The organism is Acinetobacter bouvetii (genome assembly GCF_902753875.1).
Taxonomy (GTDB): Bacteria; Pseudomonadota; Gammaproteobacteria; order Pseudomonadales; family Moraxellaceae; genus Acinetobacter; species Acinetobacter bouvetii_A.
This window is the reverse complement of record NZ_CADDTS010000040.1, coordinates 58,641-80,263: the sequence shown is the minus strand read 5'-3', so window position 1 is coordinate 80,263 and position 21,623 is coordinate 58,641. Positions and strand designations below refer to the sequence as shown.

Here is a 21,623-nt window from a genome sequence, read left to right as displayed (position 1 = left end):
TTATTCCCCCTTCAATACTGGACCAGACATGCTGGAATGGCGCGAGTCGCCCAAGACCGAAATCATCAGCATGGTTGCACCAAGCACCGTCACATAGACCCCGACATCAAATAATGCCGCTGAAGCCAGATGGATTTCGCCCAACACCGGGGGCGAGATATAGATATGCGCACTGGTGAGGAATGGACGACCCCAGAACCAGGCGCCCATTCCGGTCAGCCCTGCAATGGTGAGACCCGAACCAATCCAGATTTCATATAATCGTCCGGACTTGGCTTTCAGCATCTGTTCAGCCTGATCTTGACCCAGCGCAATATATTGAATGACCAGCGCCAGAGAGGTAATTAAACCGGCAATAAATCCACCGCCTGGCAGGTTATGTCCTCGCAGGAAGATATAGAGGCTCACCACCAGTGCCAAGGGTAACACCCAGGAGGCGGTAATACGGAACATCAGCGGGGAGGGGTTAAAACGATAGGTCAGACCTTGGGTCATGGTGGTACCGTGCGCACGCATACCGTCCATTAAACACAAGGTACCAATGGCTGCAATACCCAATACGGTAATTTCGCCGAAGGTATCGAAACCACGGAAGTCGACCAGAATGACGTTGACCACATTGGTTCCACCGCCCAGTGGAATGGACTGCTGCATGAAGAACCATGAAATGGAGTTGTGGTCACGGGTTAAAATCAGCCAGGCAATCCAGCCTATGCCCAGTCCGCCACCAATGGCAATCAGGGCATCCCGCCAACGCCGTGAAACACTGGATTCATAAGGCGTGAGCTGTGGCAGAAGTGACAGGCTCATCAGCAATAACACCGTGGTCACGACATCCACGGTAATCTGGGTTAAAGCCAGATCAGGTGCAGAAAGCGTGACAAAAACCATGGTCACCACCAGACCAACTGCACCACTAATCAGTACAGCTTTAATCCGTTCATGGTGGAACCAGAGCATCATCCAGCAGGCTGAGAACAAGAGCAGCCACAGCACAATGGCAATGGCAGGGGCATGCGCCAGCTCACGTGTCCCGGTACTGAGTCCCTGATTGATTAAAGGCATTGCCACCAAGGCTGCACTAAAGATCACAATCCACATTAAATAGCTTTGCAGGGAACCATTTTCGGTTTTGCGCTTGAATTTTCGCGAGTTCAGTAACAGGTGTTTTAAAAATAAATCAAACAGCACTTTGCCCTGAAATTTACCCAGCAGGGGATCCAGGTCAATGTCACGAATGCGGCCATCTTTGGCTAAGGAGAAATAGAAAATCACACCGCCCAAGAGCGCGATGATGCTCATCACTAAAGGCAGATTAAAGCCATGCCAAATTGCGAGATGAGCGCCTGTAAAGTCAGCCATTTGCGTGCTGGCACGGGCGGTTGCATTGACGATGTTTTCGACCAGTAGGGCAGGTGCCAGACCAACGAGGATACATAACACCGCCAGAAAAATTGCCGGAGCACGCATTCCCAAAGGCGGTTCATGGATTTTTGAATTCGGCACATTCGGTCCCACCGGGCCATCGAAAAATACGCCGTGCACCAGACGGATGGAATAAGCTACCGCAAAGATGCCGGCAAGTGTGGCCACAATGGCAGAAAAGATCAGGGCAGATCCGGAAAGATTGGCCACCAGTTCGGTAAAGAACATTTCTTTGGACAAGAACCCGTTCGTCAGGGGGACACCGGCCATCGACGCCGCCGTGATCATGGTCAGGGTGGCGGTAAAAGGCAGGAATTGCCAGATGCCACTGAGTTTGCGTAAATCCCGGGTGCCTGTTTCATGGTCAATGATCCCGGCAATCATGAACAATGCGGCTTTAAAGGTGGCGTGGTTAATAATATGAAAAATCGCTGCTGCAATCGCCAGTGGTGAACCAATGCCGAGCAAACAGACAATTAAACCTAAATGACTGATGGTGGAATAGGCCAGCAAGCCTTTTAAATCTTCTTTGAAAATGGCAAAGAAGGCGGCCATACATAGGGTGAACAGCCCGATAAAAGTGACAATGTTGTGATACAGCGCTGCCCCGACAAAAATTGGGCTGAAGCGGGCCAGTAGGAAAATCCCGGCTTTGACCATGGTGGCAGAGTGTAAATAGGCCGAAACCGGTGTCGGGGCCGCCATGGCATTCGGTAGCCAAAAGTGAAACGGAAATTGCGCACTTTTGGTAAAGGCTCCCATCAGAATGAGCAGCAAACTGGGAACAAACAGCGAGTGACTTTGAATTTGGTCCTTCATCGTCAAGATCTGGTCAATCTGGTAGGTTCCAGTGATTTGACCGAGCAGAATAAATCCACCCAGCAGACACAGCCCCCCCATGCCGGTAATGGTGAGCGCCATACGCGAGCCGCGCTGTGCCGCTTCATAATTGCTCCAGTAACCGACCAGCAGGAAGGATGAAATACTGGTCAGCTCCCAAAAAATAAGTAGTAAAATCAAATTATTAGACAGGGAAATGCCAAGCATGGATGCCATGAACAGCATCAGCAGAACATATAATTTACTGAGAGAATTTTTCGGACTCAAATAATAATAGGCATAAATATAAATGAGTGTGCCAATACCGCTAATCAGCAGGCAAAATAACAGGCCCAGGGCATCCAGACGAAAGCTTAAATCGATGCCCAGCTGCGGTAACCAGGCCCAGGTTTGGGTGATGGTCTGGCCATTCAGGACATCTGGGGCTTGCATCAATAACAGGGTCAGACTACTCAGGCTGACCCCGATGGCGGCTAAAGCCGTTAGCCCGCGTGAAAATTGCTTCAGCCACGAAACAAGGGTGGTGCCCAGTACTAACGGTAACAGGATAATAATCGGTAGCACACTCATATCCAATGTCGTGAGTTAGGTGATAAAAACCTAAACGTGAATCTTATCTTTCAAGGATTACAGGACCGCAAAGAGCGATCCAAACTTCTCAATCTTGAAAGCCGGTTTGAGTTAAAAAATGCAAAACAAGCTGTGTTGCGCAACTTGAAAAAAGTCCTAGTAAAATCGGATTTTACTATTAAACTTCAAATATACATGATTTTATTACATGAGTAAAATAACATCAATTATTTTTGCGCACACACTCGGGATTATCGACAGTTCATAAATGGCTTATGTTGCTAATGCTGCCAATAAACCCTATTTATTATACGCCCCTCAAGGCTGAAGGGGCGTAGCGTGTTTAGCCAGATGGAACCCTAAAAACCATTTTTTGAAAGATGACCACGATTTTCTAAGATGATTCAATCTTTTCTACTAGGGGATCGGGTGAGAGGAAGATGTATCATCCTGTTGTTTCATTAAGTGCAATAATTCGGTTTGCTGCTCAAGTGTGAGATGCTGCTGAATTTGTTGCCACAGGCTTTGCGGCGTAATGTTGTCTATGACCGGTTCCGGCTCCTGCAAAGTATCGGTTTCAATCACTTCTTCATTAAAAACCAGATTTTCATAAATGGAATCAAACTCTTCCTTGAGCGGTTGCAGTTGCATATCCAGAATCTGTTTATTTTCCAGTTTTAAGCACTGATAGTCCGCAGCATGTTCCAGTAATTCGATGCGGTTACCTGTGGCGATAATCTGTAAACGCGGAAAAGCCTGATGCAAGCGTTGTAAAATCACCTGCGAGGTATTTTGATCCAGTTGATGATCAATCGCGTCGATTAGCAAAATACCATCGCCTTCCAGACAGGGATACAGGCTGTTGGGATTGAGCAGACATAAGCGACGTACAATATCACCCACCAGCGCAATCCAGTTTTTGACACTATTGGACAGTTGTTGATAAAGCATGGTTTTGGACTGGTAGTTGACCATCAGCTGCAATTTGGGCTGATATTGCACATAGATGTCTTGTAAGGCAGGAATCACTTTACTTAGAGCCTGTTTCAGGGCATCCAGACTGGGGGCATTCATCTGCCTTTGGGCATTTACCAGCTGTTGCAGGAAGTCATTATCCTGATTTTTCTGAACAGTCGGGTTGGAAACCACTTGTTGAAATAGCTGTGCCAGCTGGGCATTTTCAATATCGCTAATTTCACGAAACCACTCAAAAAAACGGGTAAAGGTGGTATAGGGAATGGTGGAAATTTCATAGGCATGCGCGCTTTGGAAAATCACTGGATTATTCTTGCTCAGAATATTCATTTCATTGACAAAGCGTTCTGCCGGGTAATAGGCAATGAGGGGGAGGCCCTGTAACTGATCGCGTTTCAGTGCTTTATGATACAGCTCGACCAGATTTTCCAGCTGCTGGGTTTCTGCTTTACTGGTGCCAATACCGTGGCTGTTTAAGGTCTTGTAAAGTTGCCAGTCACAATAAGACAGCGCTTTGTCTTCAGCTTCACTGGATGCGGTCAAGGTGCCAATATCGGGAGGAATGCGCACCCGAATATCAATTTTGGATTGCAGGCGGGTAAACATGATGTCCTGATCCAGCATCACCACACCCGCAGCACGTAAATCTTTATAGCGCGCGGCAAACCAGGTCAGTGCCTGATAGGTGAATTTGAGAATGCCGGTTTTTCCGGAGCCTTGATCGCCCAGAATCAGGGTAATGGGCTTGTCATTAAATTTCAGCTTGAGATCAGCAAAATGTAGCGCGTGTTTGAGTTGAATCGAGTCAATTTTCATAAAACACCTGCCTTGCAAAACTGAAATTATTCTCCCACGGCTTTACGCAGCGATACCGGCATCTGTCTTTTCAGTTGTTGCACCAGATCGTAAATGTGGTGAATATTTAAACTTACTTTAGCACGTGTACAGGCTACGTAAAGCAATCTTAACTCTTCGTCACTAATTTTATGGTCTTTTTCATTGACCTTGAATTGATAGTCATCTTCGATGTGCACCCGGTCCCATTCCAGACCTTTGGCCTTGTGGGCAGTCGAGATGATGTAATCAGCCTGTTCAATCGGGGTAATTTTGGCCAAGGCTCTTTTTAAGGGATCGGTTCCGTGATCATCCACCAGTTTGACCAGCGGTTTAATGTCACTACCATCATTGGTTTCGCAATATTCATGCACGTCGTGCCATGAATTAAACCAGGCCAGTTCAGGGACATCAGTCACCCGGCGGCCCTGTTTCAGCATGCTGGCAGCATCGACAAAACGGTTCAGTCTGGCATGATCCGCCTGCAAGCTGACTTTATCGCCGTGGACTAAACCGGACAGTAACAGTTCCATGGCCCGGGCATTGGTTCGGCATAAAATCGCATCGCGTTGTTTGGTATGCGGCTTATTCACCACTTTGGAATTGAGCTGCGGATTACCCAGTAAGGGCACGGTTTCATTTAAGGCGCCCAAAATGGCATTGGCATTCAAGGCAATCTCTTCACCAAAACGGAACGAGGTAGTCAGGCGAGATTCCGGCAAAGGCAGTTGCTGCATGGCATTCACCGCACCGCGCCAGGCATAAATCTGTTGATGGGCATCGCCGACATAAATCACCTGGGTGTTTCTTTGTCGCAGCAAAATGCCCAGCATCAGCGGGTCAGCATCTTGTGCTTCATCAAATAACACATAGTCCGCCGGAATATTCGGTTCAGACAGCGCCCACAGTTTCAGATAAATATCATGCCCAATACCCGCCTGATGATTGGGATCAATTGATTCCAGCCAGCGTCGTTCAATGGCAGGGTAAAGATGTTTTTGTAATTCTTCAATATCGTCCGGATGCAACCAGCTGGGTGCCTGCAGATGGCGTGGCGCAGGATATTGCGAACTGGTCGAGCAGAAGTAGCTGACGGCATTGGCCACCAGACTGGCCAGACGCGATGGCATCATCACATATTTTTCATAGCGTCCACCCATCATCCGTCGCAGGGTAATGGGCTGTAGCCGATATTCTTTGGCAATAAAACTTGGACTTAAACGGGGGAGACGTAGTTTATCGGTGATGCCACGTGGCACACTGCGAAAAGCCAGCGAGTGAAAGGTCCGACAGTCGACATTGCCATGAAATTTACTCTGTGCCTCACTGGCAATGGCTTTGTTGAATGCCAGATACATGCCACGGCGCTCAGGCATGGCATCGCTGATCATTTGCAGGGTTGTGGTTTTACCTGTGCCAGCATAGGCAATCACCTTGAAGGAATTGCCCAGACGCGCATTATCTATGGCAAGGGCTTGCTCATAGGTCGGATTGGGTTTCACAGTTCTTGGTCTACTTTTTAATGCTGACGGTTGGCTTTTTCAACCAGACCGGACAAGCCTTGGCGACGTGCCAATTCGTTTAACACCAGCTGCGGTTCAAGATCGAAATAACCCAGCATTACAATGGTATGGAACCATAAATCTGCCACTTCATAGATCAGGTCATTTTTATTATCTTCATTGGCTTCAGATTTCAAATCTTTGGCAGCGATGATGGTTTCAACGCTTTCCTCACCGACTTTTTCCAAAATCTTGTTCAGGCCCTTGTGGTACAGCTTGGCCACATAAGAAGAATCTGGATCGGCAGATTTACGTTCTGCCATCATTTTGCCCAGATAATCCAAAACTTCGACCTGTTCAGATTGAGCCGTAGAGGCGTTCATGGCAAGGGTATGCGGATTTGCCGATTTTTCACCATAAATCTGGCTTGGATCTTTTAATTGTGCATCGACAATTTCCCAGCCATTGGCAGTTAACTTACGATAGAAACAAGATTCACGGCCCGTATGACAGGCAATGCCGCCGTGCTGTTCAATTTGCAGCACAATCACATCTGCATCACAGTCCAGACGAATTTCATGTACGGTTTGAAAATGACCGGATTCTTCACCCTTATGCCATAATTTTTGGCGTGAACGTGAAAAATAAACCGCCTGATTTTTTTCTGCTGTCAAAGCTAGCGCTTCACGGTTCATCCATGCCACCATCAGGATACGGCCGCTTTGATGATGCTGTGCAATGGCAGGGATTAGACCTTGTTCGTTAAATTTTACTTCATCGAGCCATTGCAAGTTGTTCATGAGAATTTCACCAAAAATATATTCAAAATAGAAAACAGCGCATTCAAATCGCCCCTACATAGTGTACGTGATTAGCAGCTGTTTGAGAAAAAAATATACGCATGATCCTTTTGATTTCTTATCACAGGCAGCGTAGCAAGGTCATACAATACGATTTTTATTTTTCTATTGTGCAAATCCTAAAAAAGAATCGCTGGGCACGTCAATATGAAAAGAAGTCTATTCATCAATAGACTTCTGAGACGGATATTATAAATCTTGTATAAATTGCGGAAAATTCTGTTTTTCCACCATTTCTAAAAATTCATCCCCTAAGCGCTGACTTTCCGCCACGCATTGATTCCACATCTGAATGCGCTGCTTTTGATCCAGCCCTTTTAAGGTGAAATCTTTACGATCCGGTAAGCGTCCTAGAGGTAAAGATTGCAAATATTCCGCAGAGGGAGAGAGCAATAAGGTTCGGGCGTGATTTTCCGGATTGGCCTTGCGCTTGGTCAATATTTTATCGAACCATCCCGGCGTGATGCTGTCCGTAAAGTGTGGATACAGCACAATTCCCTGACTCTCAAAGGGTAGGTCGATGTGATAGTCAATCAAACCACCATCACGGTAACTGCCTTTCGGTGCATCGGGAATATCGCGAACCGCAGCCATCACGCCTGGGATGGAAGCTGAAGCCATTAACCAAGGTGTAACGTTGCTCAGGTTTAAGGTTTGATAATGGGTCACAAAGTCATCTTCTACCTTAAACTGCGGGCCTGTTGCTGGCTGGCTGATGACCCGTTGCATAAACAAGCGGTTGTGCTTGCGCGCCAAAGCATTGCTGCCAATAATTCCGGCAACCGAGGCCAGTAAAGGCAGCGATTTGTCACTTTGGAAAATGTGCTGGGCTTTCACTGAAATAACGGTGAGATGATAGTCCGGATGTTCAACCAGTTGCTGTTCTTTGCCTTCAATCAGATCAATTAGCATGTCACGGCAAATATTGCCCACTTCCTGACGGGACATTTTTTTGTGGAAATACAGGTTGGTATAAAGTTCGGAAAGACGCTGAGTTCCTGCTTTAGCGCCCCAAGCTGCAATACTGGCAAAACGCCAACTGCCAATTGAAGATCCGACTAGGGTTCTGCGCTGGGGCGCTTGTGCAAAAAAATCACCGAAAATGGCTTGATCGAGTCCCTGAATGCCAATGCCTTTAGGACCGCCAGCCGCGCCGGGAATAGTATCGACAAAACTGGCCTGTAAGCCTTCTTTTTCAATCAGTTGGCGTGCCAGATGACCCGCACGGATGGTTAAGGAAGGCGGACGTTTTTGCAGGATTTGCGTCATGATTCAGGATTCAATATACACATGTACTATTATTCTAGAGGGTCATGTTTATGGCGCAATGGCGAGATAAATCACAAATTGACTGTCGAGTCATTTATAGGCATTTTGAATAAAAAAGCCAGCATATTGCTGGCTTTAAACAATACAGAAGTTAAAACAAATGAAAATTTATCCCTAAAGTTGCCAGTCCATAACGTTTATCTAAGCGAGATGCTGTAACACCATTATATAAAAATGGAATTTGACCCACAAAGTTGCTTTGGTAAATTTCACCTTGCATAAATCCGGTTACTCGTGGTGTAAAGTCATAGCTGAATTTTGCACCAAGCGTATGATTGTCTTTAATGGCTGTGTTGCCAAAATTGCTGATACGGTCATCAATTTTATCTCGCCACAAATACTGATATTGGTACGCAATCTGGCTTTCGAATTTTTTATAGCGCCAGTTCCATGAACCACCTAGACCAGCAAAGTAACTTTCATAATTTAAGTCTTGCTGTATATCTAATCCAAATTCATTGGCATAGCCTTTGATATCTAATTTAGTGATCGTTATTCCACCATTATTACAGGGTTGGGCCAGACTTCCTGCATATTGGTTTTGGCTATTAATGTTGATATTCATTAAACAGCCTTGCTGCGAAGCTTGAATGTGCAAATCATTCACTTCAACTTTACTGTAGCCGATACTGGCAAACGCATTGAGCTGATTCATTGGATCAAGTTTTCGGGAAAAAATACCATCAAACTGAAACTGAATGTCTTTAGGGTCTTCTACATTGACCTTTTGTAGCGTGCGTTGATTCACTTTCGTTGGTGTAGATTTAGTTAATGAGTCCGCAGTATTGCCCCAAAAGCTGGCACGGAAACTGACAGCATCATTCTTGTTTAAATTCAGATTGGGTGTAAAGCGTGCAGCAAGTAGCCCACTTTGGATTTTGTTGGTATCTTGAGCATAATCAATCTCGCGATGCCAATACGTCCCTTCAATGGACCATTGTGGATTCAAGTCATATTTTGCCGAGAGATGGAAGCCTTGGTAATCACCGGCAGATTTGTCAGTAATCCCTTCGCTTTGCCGCATGTTTAAAAAATCAATGCTGTCATTTACAGCATCAACGGCAAGTGTCATTTGTAGAGGAGAGGTATATTTTGCATTAAAATCTTTTGCGCTAAGAAATGGGTCATTGGGTGCAGCAAAACATTGTGCAGCCGCCGCCGAGCATGCGCACAAACATAAAAATCTAAGATACATAGTTCAGCATCACTGTTAAAAATAGGAATTAAAAAAGCCAGTTCGGAAACTGGCTTTGATCGAGTGATTAGTTAAGTTTGAAATATGCAGTTAGTGTTGAACCAACGAATTTTTCATTATTGAATTCAGCTGTATCGGTTGGTAAATTCAATGCTGCATCAACGACATAAGTGATTGGTAGAACAAATGCTGTCACCTTGATAGCATCATTTGCAGCCAATTTGCCATAGAATTGGTTATAGTAGCCTTGCAATTTGTCACTGCTGTTAATGAGCTGTTGCAATGAAATGGCACCATTTGATGACGCAATATTGATGTCATGGTCGATTTGGAATGACACGCCTTGTACGGTATTAAATGTTGATGTAATTGCTACAGTCGTATTAGCAGGAATGACAGCAGACTTAATAGAACCATCCAGATTGAAGTTAACCTTAATATTATTTACGGTCACATTCAGATCTTCTTGTTGTGAACTGCCTCGAGTACCATGCATTTTGAAGGCGAATTTCACTGTGTCAGTCAACTCGCTTTTTGCATTATTTAACTTGAAAGATACCAACAATGCACTGCTAAGCTGGCTCAGGCTGATGCTCATTGGGCTGGTGCTTGATGAGTTTTGAATCTGACTGATGCTGTAATTTGCCAAGTTGAAATCAGCATAAACAGGTGTTTTTAGCTGTTCACTAATAGAGGTTTGGATACCTCCTTCGTTATTTTGCAGTTTGGTTTGCAATTGCGCGCCCGTTAAACTGCTATTGTTTGTAACAACGGTATTTAAGTCTGCTGACACTGTGCTGATGTTGCTATCAATTTGTGAAATGACACTTGGATCAATGTCAACTTTAGAGTCATTGATGGCAGTTTCTGCATTTGCTACGGCTGTTGTAAGAATGTTTTGTAGCGCAGTAGAATCGATTTGAGCTGTGCCAGAGGTAAACAAACTACCTGTTTCAAGCTGTTTTACAATTGCACCAAATGCAATTTCAGTGGCTTTGCTGGCAGTTAGTGCTGTTGAACCATCAGATTTGTTGACTGCTTGTAAGCTATCTTCAATTTGGGTAGCAAGCTGTTGAACGACGAAAATGATCGCCATATCTTTTGCGCTAGCATCGACTACAGGGTTAAATTTTGCAAGGTCAAAATTAGCCGCCTGAAGTTTAGACATTGCGTCAGCAGACAAACCTAAACTGCTAAGCAGAGTCTGAATATTTGCTGCACCAGAGTACACCTGTAATGTGGTCAGTGGACTTACCACAAGCGTATTACTGCTGAGTTTCTGTAAGTCTGTCGCTTTGAGTTTTAATGTTCCGGTAAAGTTTAGATTCGTCGCAATATCAACACCACCCGTAATGGTAATTGGTGAGTTTTGACAGGACTGAGTTGTGGAAAACGTAAACTGACCTTGAGGACCTGTTGTAGTGGTAACAGTTGAACCATCTGGGTTCTTACAGTTATCAAATTGAACGGTGGCATTTTTTAAGTAAAAGTCTACAGCCGTGCCTGAAAAGGAGTTTGAGCTAAAAGGTGCTGTAGAGTTTCCACCGCCACCACCGCCGCCGCCACAACCCGCTAATAGGGCGGTTAAGGACATTACTAATACAGAATGTTTTGAAAATTTAGAAACCATGAATTACCCCAGCAAAAAAGTGCATAAAGATTATACTTATATCAAGAAAAGTATAAAAAAAATACAGATGAGCTTAAAATATTTGAAAAATGTTAATTTTTGTTGAAATATAATTAATATGTGATTGGTTTATCAATTTATAAGATTGAAATTAAAACAAAAATAAATTTTAAAATGGAAATTACAGATTTTTATAACTTCCATTTTAAAATGAGGTGAATTATTTAGCCAGACGCCAAACAGCCAATAAGCTTGCCAACACGATCAGCACAATCGAGACATACCACGGCGCAATAATCGCAATCGACAGCAATATTGCCATGATACTGCCAAACATCCAGCTACGTTTTTGCTGGTGTTCCATTTGCAGACGCATGCTTTGCAATTCATTTAACTGTCTGGAATGCCAGGCCGACTGATTTTTTAAGCCGTTCAGACTGTCTATCATTAGACTTGGCAAGTCCTGTGCACCCAGTAACAGATCAGGAATTTGCTGGCCAATCTCCTTCATATTTTTCACTGGATTCATATTGGCTTTAATCCAGTCGGTCAGGATGGGCTTCGCCAGTTTCCAGATATCAAGATCCGGGTAGAGGTCTGTACCCAAGCCTTCCACATGCACCAATGTTTTGAGCAACAACATTAATTGTGGTGGTATTTCCAAGTGGAAACGACGGGCAATATCCATGACCTGAATCAGGATGCCGGCAAAGTCCAGTTCGCTCATCGGTTTAGAAACCATAGGACCCACCGTGCGGCGCATTTCACGTGCCAGAGCATCCTGATCGGTACCCGGTGGAATCCAACCGGCCTGATGCACAATCTGGATCAGCTGCATGAAGTTGCTGTTCATGACCGCCAGTAACATGCGCGCCACGGTCATTTGATCGTGTTTGGACAATTCACCCATAATCGCACAGTCCAGCGCAATAAAGCGTGGATTGGCCGGATTGATGGTTTCGACAAACACGTTACCGGGATGCATGTCGGCATGGAAGAAATTGTCGCGGAACACCTGGGTAAAGAAAATGGTCAGGCCTTTTTCTGCCAGATCCGCACGATTCATCCCCATCTGGTCAAAAGTCGCGGTATCGGAAATCGGAACGCCGGTGATGCGTTCAGCCACCATCACATCTTTGCTGTCCATATACACTTCAGGCACATACATCATGCTAGAGCCAGTGAAGTAATGGCGCATGCGACGGGTGTTATCTGCTTCCAGGGTCAAATCCAGCTCATTCAAAATGATCTGACGATAGTCCTGAATAATTTCCGATAAATGCAGGGCGCGGGCAGCTTCCAGACGTTTTTCTAAAGTAGCACCTAACCATTCCAGAATTTCAAAATCTTGCAGAATTTGAGTGCGAATGTCGGGACGGGTGACTTTCACCACCACTTCGCGGCCATCATGCAGGGCAGCCGTATGGACTTGTGCAATCGAGGCAGCGGCCAGTGGTTGAGCATCGAATCGGGCAAATAGCGTGTTGACATCGGCTTTTAGCGATTGCTGAATGCGTGCTTTAGCCACATCGCTATCAAAGGGCTTGACCCGGTCTTGCAATAACACCAGTTGCTGTAAAACTTCAGGTGGAATCAGGTCACGACGGGTGGAAAGCAGCTGTCCCAGTTTAATTGCCAGCGGCCCCATTTCCTCTAAAGCTTCTTTCAGCTTGAGCGGATTTTTACGCTCACGACTCGACCATGCTGCCGGGTGTAGTCGTATGAAATTTAAGGCATGACGTGCTTTTTCAGGTAATTCTTCCGCAGCAAATAACGTGTCGAGTCTATAGTGCGCGGCGATGCGCCAAAGTTCGAGTAAACGTGAAATGTGCGGGATCATATATGTGGTTACCTAATCTTGAGATGAAGCAGAATTTGGATCTAAATCGGCATTGATCTGCGCCTGAAGCTGTTGAATCTTGGCTTCGGCACGATCTAAATTTTGATTGAAAATTCGGGTATCTTGTTGTAAATCATTCATTTGCCAGCGAGGGGCAAACACTCCGGTATCTTCTTTTAAGGCATCTTCGGCAAAGAAAGCATAACTTTCAAGTGTGCGTTTTAAATGTTTCGGTGCCAGCTGGATTTTGCCCAGTTCATGTGCCAGGGTAGGGCCAATCCAGGGACTTAAATGCGACGCCAAATCCGGTTCAGCCTGTTGCATAATGCGCTGAATATCCTGTAACAGATGATAGTCACCTTGCAGTGGAATATTGCCCACATCATCTGCCAACAGCAGTTTGATCAGCTCGACCACATTTTTGACCTGCAAGGTCGCTGTCGCTTCCGAGATTTGTTCATTTTTATCGAACCTTGCGAAGCTTGATAGCTTCTCATGTTCGAAAATGGATGCACTTTCGCTCTGTCCGGTAATGGTAGGTTCCAGACGGACTTTATTTTCGTCAAAAAACACATCGACAGACAGCTGAGGTGAATCAATCACCACACGCAGCATCTTACCTTGCAACTGATTGAGCTGAATACGGGTAATCGCATCCAGATCAATCACATGATGAATTAATCGTTCAACTGCACCGAGTGCCAGAATCGACCACATAGCGTAAAACCTTAAAGCTTAAAGCCGCGGTGAACCGCTACAATACCACCGGTCAAGTTGTGGTAATCACAGTTTTGGAAACCGGCATTTTCCATCATGCCTTTTAAGGTACGTTGGTCCGGGTGCATACGGATAGATTCGGCTAAATATTTATAACTTTCAGAGTCATTGGCAATGATTTTGCCCATGATCGGTAAAGCGGTGAATGAATACAGGTCATACAGTTTAGAGAACGGTTCAAACACCGGTTTAGAGAATTCCAGCACCAATAAACGACCGCCTGGTTTCAATACGCGGTACATCGCAGCAAGGGCGGCATCTTTGTCGGTCACGTTACGTAAACCAAAGCTGATGGTTAATAGGTCAAAGCTGTTGTCTGCAAATGGCTCTAGCGTTTCAGCATTGGCCAACACGAAATCGACATTGGTACAGCCGGCATCAATCAAACGGTCACGACCGACATTCAGCATCGACTCATTAATATCCGACAACACCACATGACCGGTCGGGCCAACTTCACGGCTAAAGACTTTGGCCAAATCACCTGTACCACCGGCAATATCGAGCACCTGCTGACCACGGCGCACACCAGACATATTAATGGCAAAACGTTTCCATAAACGGTGAATACCGAAAGACATCAAGTCATTCATGATGTCATATTTGCTTGCCACCGAATGGAAAACTTCTGCCACTTTTTGCGCTTTATCTTCACTGCTGACGGTTTGATAACCGAAGTGAGTGGTTGCACCGACGTTGCCGGTATTGGCACCACGCGGCAGATTGTATTTAGGCACTGAACCGGTCACTGGCGTATCGGTCAACTGTTGTTGTAAAGATTGTTGCTGGCCTTGGGCAGTGCCTTGAGGAAGTGGTTCAGTTAAGAAAGGACTCACTTTGTCTGTATTTTGTGCCGACTCAGGGGTAGAGGTAGGCGTTTGCTTTTCGTTAGACATTAGAGTCACTCCTAACATAAAAATAGGGTTAATGTTGCAGTGCTTGCATGATGACAGATTCTAGGACGTTGTACAGCAATCCGCATGCAATTGTTATGAATAATATACAGAAAATCTGAGCAGTGTTTTTATTCACTGCACAAATTTGTTATTTCCATCATCATATCCATGACTGTTAAAAGTTACCGAAACGGATATGGATCGCCTGCATGGACTTTTTCGATAATTTGACGTTCAACCGCAGTAAAATCTTTAACAAACTTCTCTGCCGACTTTAACGGTTTCATCGCCAAAAAGCCATCCTGCATAAACTCATACATGACATCGAAGTTATATTTACTGGCGGCACCCTTACACATTTTAAAGGCGGTGTGGACCATGAATGAGCGCATGTATTTGTCCAGACTCAAGCCGAGCTGATCAAGCAATTCCAGTTGTTTTAAACGCTGTTGACCCTGATCCAGTTTAAGATAGGTCAAACGCATCATTTCATCATTTAAGTGTTCATGCGGATGGAAATCTTCCAGCAGCTGTATGGCGACCTGCTCATCCAGCTGAACAGCAAGAATTGCCAGAGATACACCAGATGTTCCTGTTTTCACGGCATTTTCAGGAATCAGTTTTTCAGCTTTATGCGCATATTTCATTAAACGCGCAATTTGTTCAGCCAGAGCATCAAAATCGGGACCGCCATACAAACGGTTCAGAAAATATTCTGACATCAACACATTGTGCTTTTCCGCAAACTGTTTGCTGTGGGTTGATTGCATACGCTGCTTTTGCCAGGCCTGTACATCTTGCAAACGCTGAAAAACGTCAGGGTTTTGATGATAATTCAATTGATAATACAACTCTAAAAGATCATCCAATGCAGCCAGTTTCGACATTCTGTGTCTCTATTATTTTTTAGATGGCTAAATCTTAGAGGTAGATGAGCAAACTCGCTATGACAAACTGCAAGAAAAATGCTTTAAATAAGGTCAGTTTGATGGAGAACTAGGCAATGAACAGCAACAAAAACGCCACGTTTTCAAATTCTGCCTTGTTCTATGCTTGAATAGACTGAAATTCATAACAAAATGGGGAAGACATATGGCTGCCGAAAAACTAGAAAAAGCACTGATGGATGAAGATGAGCTGTCCTTAAATCTGATTGAAGCACAATATCTGTTAAAAAATACCCGTGACCAGAAAAATGGGAAAAGTGTGCTGATATTGGTCAATGGAATTGAGCTGGCCGGTAAAGGCGAGGCAGTCAAGCAACTGAGGGAATGGGTCGATCCACGTGATTTGCTGGTCAAAGCCGATGCACCGAATCCCTTTAATCACAAGCAACCTTTTTGGCAGCCTTACGCAGATTTTATTCCAGCTGAAGGTCAGATGATGGTGTGGTTTGGCAACTGGTATAGCGATTTGCTGGTGACCGCGCTGAATGCTTCCAACTCTCTGGATGACACCCTGTTTGATGCCTATGTTGAAGATATGCGGGCTTTTGAACAGGACTTGAAAAACAATCATGTTGATGTAATCAAGATCTGGTTTGACCTGTCCTGGAAATCCTTGCAAAAACGGCTGGATAATATGGATCCCAGTGAAGTGCAATGGCATAAATTACATGGTCTGGACTGGCGTAATAAAAAGCAATACGACAATGTGCAAAAGCTCAGTCAGCGCTTTCTGAAAGATTGGCAAGTGATTAACTGTGAAGATGAAAAAGCCCGTGATCAACAGTTTGCACAGATTATTTTAGGTGCTTTAAAGGATTGCCCAGAACATTTGAGTAAAGGTGAAGTCAAATGGAAGCAAGCCGCTGTTCCAGAGGCTTTATTGCATCCTGAAAATGAATTTGAGGATAATGAAGACTATAAAAAAGAGTTAAAAAAGCTGTCACTGAAAGTTGCAGAAGCCATGCGTGCTGATGATCGTAAAGCGATCGTGGTTTTAGAAGGTATGGACGCTGCAGGTAAAGGAGGGGCAATTCAGCGCATTGTTAAAAATCTTGATCCACGTGAATATGATATTCACTGTATTGCAGCACCTGAGAAATATGAACTGCGTCATCCCTATCTATGGCGTTTCTGGACCAAGTTGCAAACTGACGAGGATATTACGATTTTTGACCGTTCCTGGTATGGGCGGGTATTGGTCGAGCGCGTTGAAGGCTTTGCCAATGAGGTGGAGTGGCAACGAGCTTATGATGAAATTAACCGTTTTGAAAAGGATCTGGTCAATAGTCAAACCGTGGTGATCAAGTTGTGGCTGGCCATTGGTAAGGATGAACAGGCTGCCCGTTTCAAAGCGCGGGAAGAAACACCGCATAAACGCTTCAAAATTACCCCAGAAGATTGGCGTAATCGTGAAAAATGGGATCAATATTTAAGTGCTGCGGCAGATATGTTTGAACGCACCAGTACCGACTCTGCACCCTGGTACATTATTGCCACCAATGATAAAAATACGGCGCGCCTAAAAATATTAAAGGCCATTTTAAAACAACTGAGAGCGGAATAAGCTCTCAGTTGTAAGATTATCAGTCTTGATCAATTCAATGCTGATCACAGAAAGTTTAATGCACCACTTGGGCTTTTTGTTTTTGCTGGATGCCTTTGGCAATTTTGTAACAGTCTTCGACATGGGCATCCGCAACTTTTTTCATCACCATATAGCCTAAACTGGCTGCAATAATCTGGCCGCCTAGGGGAATAAATTTCGTCACTTGTTTGGCAATGACCTTGGCTGCCACGTTGTTCAAGGATTGTTTCACCGCAGTACGAGCGACCACCAGTCCGGAAAATTCGACGCCGCGTTTGCGTAATTCATTCCAGTGCACCTGTTTGGTTTCCGGGTCATAGACACTGATTTGTTCAGGCGCCAAACCAAAACGCGCATTCACTTCCGGGATCAGTTGTGACAAAATTCCAACATCGATCACCACATCGAAAAATGGAACCGGAATGACGGCTGCACCTGCTGAGAAGTAAGCCCGTTTTTTCACCATTTCTAGGCATTCTGTTCGAATGGTGTCTAAATTTAATTTTGGGTCTATTGCGTCTGGAACTTTATCTATTTTCATGGGTAAATACCTTAAACTTCGTATTATTTGTTCTATTCAACCATCATTAAGATGTGAATTTCAAAGCATTTTTAAAGTTAATCTACATTTAAAAGTGACATAGACAGATAGCATTGTATAGTAAATAATCTTTATGCTTTTGTAGGCATTCCATTTTGAAAAATAGCGGAAAAAGGTGAGTAATGGCCATTCATGTGATTCAAAGTCAGCGTATTGATGTGCTGGTGCACGCGATGCTGACGACCGTGAAGAAGCCCGCCACCACACCGTTTCAGGTTTTACAGAAGCAACATTTTATTGTGCCGTCGCATGCGGTTGAAGCCTGGCTGACTCAAAAGCTGGCAGAACAAAAAGGCATTAGCGCGAATACCCAGTTTCATCACCGGATTCGTGGTTTCCAGTGGTCTGCTTATCAATGGGTTTTGGTCGATCAGAAAGAGCAAGTCCGAAAAGCCAATATTCCGCGAATCATTATCAAGTGGCGCGTATTTCAGGCCTTAAAATCCTTTATTCAGGCCGAACACAATCCTTTAGAGCTGGATCATCCTTTACATTCCATCGTACAGCGCATTTATGACAGCGCTGACCGTCTGGAACAGGGCATCGAAAAACAGCTGAAAAAACAGGGCATGCTGTATTGGGTGGCTGAGCAGGTCTCACGTTTATTTAGCCATTACATGGAATATCGCGGACATTGTCAGAAAAACTGTCCTCCAAATAGGTGCACTTGTCCGACCAACTGGCTACAGGCCTGGGGACAAAACCGGGAACTCGCCATTGAGGAGATGTTCTTTAAAACCAATACAGACATTTCTGAATTTACCCTGAATCAGGCACGTGAACTGGAAGCCTGGCAGCGCTGGCTGTGGCAGGAAGTGTTTCATCAGGACTTTGAGCAGATGCAAAGTATTGATGCTATGTTCTGGGAGATACTGGATGATCCTGAGACTCGTAAAGCGGCATTAAAAAAATTGCCGCAGCAGCTGGTGATTTTTACCCTGCTGGATTTGCCGCCGATGCAGCTGGAGTTTTTGCATCGTTTGGGGCAATACCTCGACATTTATATTCTGCATTACAACCCTTCGCAGGAATATTGGGCCGACAGTGTCGATCCAAATTGGAAAGCGCGTTATGACCTCAGAGTTAAAGAGCGTTTTATTGCCAAAAATCCCAAAGCCAGCGATGCCGATATTGAACAGTTTTTCCAGGAATTTACACTAAATTTCAATGCAGAACAGCGTGAGTCACGACATCCTTTATTGACCCGTTTTGGCAAGCAGGCGCGTGATCATTTCTCATTGCTCTCCAACTTGTCTTCGGGGGAAGATGGGGTTTGGGCAGATGCTTTTGTGGATGAATATCAACAGAATTTACTCGGTAAAATCCAATCCGATGTGTTGTATCTGGTCGAGCCGGAGCAGCATCAATACGTGCTGGATGAACAGGATGATTCGATCCAGATTCATGTCTGTCATTCCAGTTTACGCCAATTGGAAGTATTAAAAGAGCAGCTGATTCACTGGCTGGCCCAAGGCACAAAAGATGCACCACGTAGGCCAAGTGATATTCTGGTACTCAGCCCAAGCCTGAGCGAGCTGGAACCGCTGATCCGCAGTGTATTTGCACCGCCGCCAAGTGAGCGTGACCTTATTCAGCAGAAAGCCGGCAGCAGTCATCAGCTCTCCAAAGACAGCGTGTATTTACCGATTAAAATTGCCGGTGTGACTCAGCTGGATGCGCTGAATGCGTGGCGCGCCGTGCTGGGCCGCATTGAACTGATTCAAGGGCGTTTTAGCATTGAAGATTTTGCCGACTGGCTCAGTCTGAGCGCCACCCAGCAGCGTTACAGTCTGGAAGTGAACGCGATTGAGCGCATTACGGAATTGCTGATTGCTGCCGGTTTTAAACGCGGACTGGATGCCGAGCATTTAAAACGCAGCCTGTGCGAGGGCGATGAAGACTATCGCTTTAGTTTTAAATTTGCGCTCGACCGTCTGGCTTTGGGGATTGCGATTCCTGAACATACCTTATTTCAAGGCACGCTGAGTTTTGCCCAAGTCTTGCCCAGCGATTTTGAACTGATTGGCACACTGATCCAGATTTATCAGGATTTTGATGCACGCCGTGACTGGATGATTGCCCATGAACAAGGCCAAAATGTACCAGTTGAACAGTGGCTTAAATGCCTGATGCAGGATATTGCCGAGTTTGAAGAAACGGGCGTAGAGTCGTTATCGACAGTTTATAAAATCATAAAAAAACAGGAACGGATGCTGACGCTCGCCAGCTTCTATGATGAGCAGGATCATCATGCCTTGCGCAGCTTAAGTTTACCGTTACCTTATCTATTAGCCGAAATTAACAACACGCTGGAAATGCAGCTGGATCATGCCGAACCGACCGGGCAGATTACCTTTAGCCAAATCGGTCAGATCCGTCCTGTGCCGTATAAGCTGATCGTGATGCTGGGACTGGACAGTGGCAAGTTTCCAAATCGTAGCCAGCATTTACCTTTCGATTTAATGGACCTGCTCAAACCACAGCTTGGCGATCGTTCCCGTCTGGAAGATGATCAGGGGGCCTTTTTAGATCATCTGCTGTTGGCGCAGGACAACCTGTGGCTGTTTTATAATGGCTTCGATATTAATGATGGTGAAGTGCGTGATCCATCGACCGTGTTGCAGGAACTGGTGCAACATCTAGCTTTTATTGTTCAGGGCAAACAGCCCGATACAGAAGCGGATGCCACTGTAGAGATCAATGGCGTAGAAGTGCCTGAGCAACTCCGGTCACTGTATCATGTGCACCCCTTATTGCCTTTTGATCCGCTGGGATTTGAATCGGCCAAACCGGTGCGTTATCAGGATCAGTGGTTCTGTGTGGCGGGGCAGCTTCGTCATGCCACTGGGCAGCGTTCAGCGTGGGTGAATACGCCTTATCAACATTTGCAGCAAGATGTACAGGTGCTGGACAGTCATCAGTGGATTCAGGATGTCACTTTCCCGGCGCGACTATATTTAAAAACATTAGGCGTGGAAAATCTGCGCCCTGAAGATTTGCCAGCGGTACAGGAACCCTTGCTACTGGATGGTTTAGGGCGCTATGCCGTGCGTCAATTCCTGCAAAAACAGGACGGGGCAGTCCAACCTGAATTATTGATGGATCAGTTGCCGATTGGAAAACTGCAACAGGGCAGCTGGCAAATGAGTGTGGTAGAGCAAGAACGTTTAAAAGACCGCTTGCTGAAATATGCTCCTGAAGTCACGCCGACCACGCAACAGGTCTGGAAAGTGAATGACCATGTGTATATGAACATTTACCTGCCGAAAAATGGCGCAGAAAAATGGGTCAGTCTGGATGCCTCAAGTGCGCGTGCCAAACGCCGTGCCAAAGTCTGGCTGGAATATCTGCTCTGGCTGGCCTACCTGAATCTGGGTGATGGCGGCGAAAAACTGGCGCGAATCGTGGTGTTTAGTGACCGAACCATTTTATGTCACGGGGTGACTTCCAATAAAGCGCGCGAGTGGCTGGATCACTGGCTTACAGCCTGGAAATATGGGCAAAGCCAGCCGTTGGTGTTGCCTGCGGCTCTGCTACTTAAAATTGCGGAAAAAGATAAACAGCATAACTGGCAAGCCAATGCACAGAACCAGATGTGCATTGACGATATGGATGCGATCTATAAAGAATGGCATGAAGATGGCAAATTTACTGGTTTTTCCGTGGCCGATAATGAAGCCACCTACATGCACCGCGACTGGCAGTTTATTTTACAGGAACAGGATGCCACTGCTTTGCTGGAACAGGCTTGTGAGCAATTCTCTTACCAACTGTATCAGCCGGTATTTTGGCATCAACAAGTGGTTGAGGAATAAGA

Annotated in this window: 14 protein-coding genes; 2 read left to right on the top strand and 12 right to left on the bottom strand. The window is 45.3% G+C overall.

From position 1 onward, the window contains the following. The 11 genes from FB6_RS12000 to FB6_RS11950 all read right to left on the bottom strand — a co-directional run bounded on the left by FB6_RS12000 (nt 1) and on the right by FB6_RS11950 (nt 15,560). On the bottom strand, nt 1-2,841 hold the full coding sequence (locus tag FB6_RS12000) for a monovalent cation/H+ antiporter subunit A (protein WP_174560214.1): 2,841 nt from the start codon (nt 2,839-2,841) through the stop codon (nt 1-3). Between the two features lie 411 nt (nt 2,842-3,252). Further along, nucleotides 3,253-4,626, bottom strand: a complete 1,374-nt coding sequence (locus FB6_RS11995) for an ATP-binding protein (protein WP_174560213.1) — start codon at nt 4,624-4,626, stop codon at nt 3,253-3,255. A 26-nt stretch (nt 4,627-4,652) separates the two neighbouring features. Then, nucleotides 4,653-6,146, bottom strand: coding sequence for a UvrD-helicase domain-containing protein (locus FB6_RS11990; RefSeq protein ID WP_174560212.1), 1,494 nt, complete (start codon nt 6,144-6,146; stop codon nt 4,653-4,655). 17 nt (nt 6,147-6,163) lie between these two features. Beyond that, nucleotides 6,164-6,946: a bifunctional phosphoribosyl-AMP cyclohydrolase/phosphoribosyl-ATP diphosphatase HisIE gene (gene hisIE, locus FB6_RS11985; protein ID WP_174560211.1), complete on the bottom strand. Its 783-nt coding sequence runs from the start codon at nt 6,944-6,946 to the stop codon at nt 6,164-6,166. A gap of 249 nt (nt 6,947-7,195) precedes the next feature. Beyond that, nucleotides 7,196-8,275, bottom strand: a complete 1,080-nt coding sequence (locus FB6_RS11980) for a patatin-like phospholipase family protein (protein WP_174560210.1) — start codon at nt 8,273-8,275, stop codon at nt 7,196-7,198. A 151-nt stretch (nt 8,276-8,426) separates the two neighbouring features. After that, entirely contained in the window at nt 8,427-9,509 is a 1,083-nt protein-coding gene (locus tag FB6_RS11975; protein ID WP_254592238.1) for a hypothetical protein, read from the bottom strand. Between the two features lie 88 nt (nt 9,510-9,597). After that, nucleotides 9,598-11,160: a hypothetical protein gene (locus tag FB6_RS11970; RefSeq protein WP_174560208.1), complete on the bottom strand. Its 1,563-nt coding sequence runs from the start codon at nt 11,158-11,160 to the stop codon at nt 9,598-9,600. Between the two features lie 220 nt (nt 11,161-11,380). Then, nucleotides 11,381-13,000: an ABC1 kinase family protein gene (locus FB6_RS11965; protein WP_174560207.1), complete on the bottom strand. Its 1,620-nt coding sequence runs from the start codon at nt 12,998-13,000 to the stop codon at nt 11,381-11,383. 12 nt (nt 13,001-13,012) lie between these two features. Then, nucleotides 13,013-13,717 carry a ubiquinone biosynthesis accessory factor UbiJ gene (locus FB6_RS11960; protein ID WP_174560206.1) on the bottom strand — a complete coding sequence of 235 codons (705 nt, stop codon included), beginning with the start codon at nt 13,715-13,717 and terminating at the stop codon, nt 13,013-13,015. Between the two features lie 11 nt (nt 13,718-13,728). Further along, nucleotides 13,729-14,673 carry a bifunctional demethylmenaquinone methyltransferase/2-methoxy-6-polyprenyl-1,4-benzoquinol methylase UbiE gene (ubiE, locus tag FB6_RS11955; RefSeq protein ID WP_174560205.1) on the bottom strand — a complete coding sequence of 315 codons (945 nt, stop codon included), beginning with the start codon at nt 14,671-14,673 and terminating at the stop codon, nt 13,729-13,731. A 182-nt stretch (nt 14,674-14,855) separates the two neighbouring features. Beyond that, nucleotides 14,856-15,560, bottom strand: a complete 705-nt coding sequence (locus FB6_RS11950; RefSeq protein WP_174560204.1) for an FFLEELY motif protein — start codon at nt 15,558-15,560, stop codon at nt 14,856-14,858. Nucleotides 15,561-15,765: 205 nt separating this feature from the next. On the opposite strand from FB6_RS11950, the gene pap reads away from it, so the two are divergent. Next, on the top strand, nt 15,766-17,184 hold the full coding sequence (pap, locus tag FB6_RS11945; protein WP_174560203.1) for a polyphosphate:AMP phosphotransferase: 1,419 nt from the start codon (nt 15,766-15,768) through the stop codon (nt 17,182-17,184). A gap of 55 nt (nt 17,185-17,239) precedes the next feature. Here pap and FB6_RS11940 read toward each other — a convergent pair whose 3' ends face one another. Next, nucleotides 17,240-17,746, bottom strand: a complete 507-nt coding sequence (locus FB6_RS11940) for a hypothetical protein (protein ID WP_174560202.1) — start codon at nt 17,744-17,746, stop codon at nt 17,240-17,242. Nucleotides 17,747-17,928: 182 nt separating this feature from the next. On the opposite strand from FB6_RS11940, the gene FB6_RS11935 reads away from it, so the two are divergent. Next, the gene (locus tag FB6_RS11935; protein ID WP_174560201.1) at nt 17,929-21,621 is read left to right on the top strand and encodes an exodeoxyribonuclease V subunit gamma; all 3,693 of its coding nucleotides are present in this window, start codon (nt 17,929-17,931) and stop codon (nt 21,619-21,621) included. The last annotated feature ends 2 nt before the right edge of the window (nt 21,622-21,623 follow it).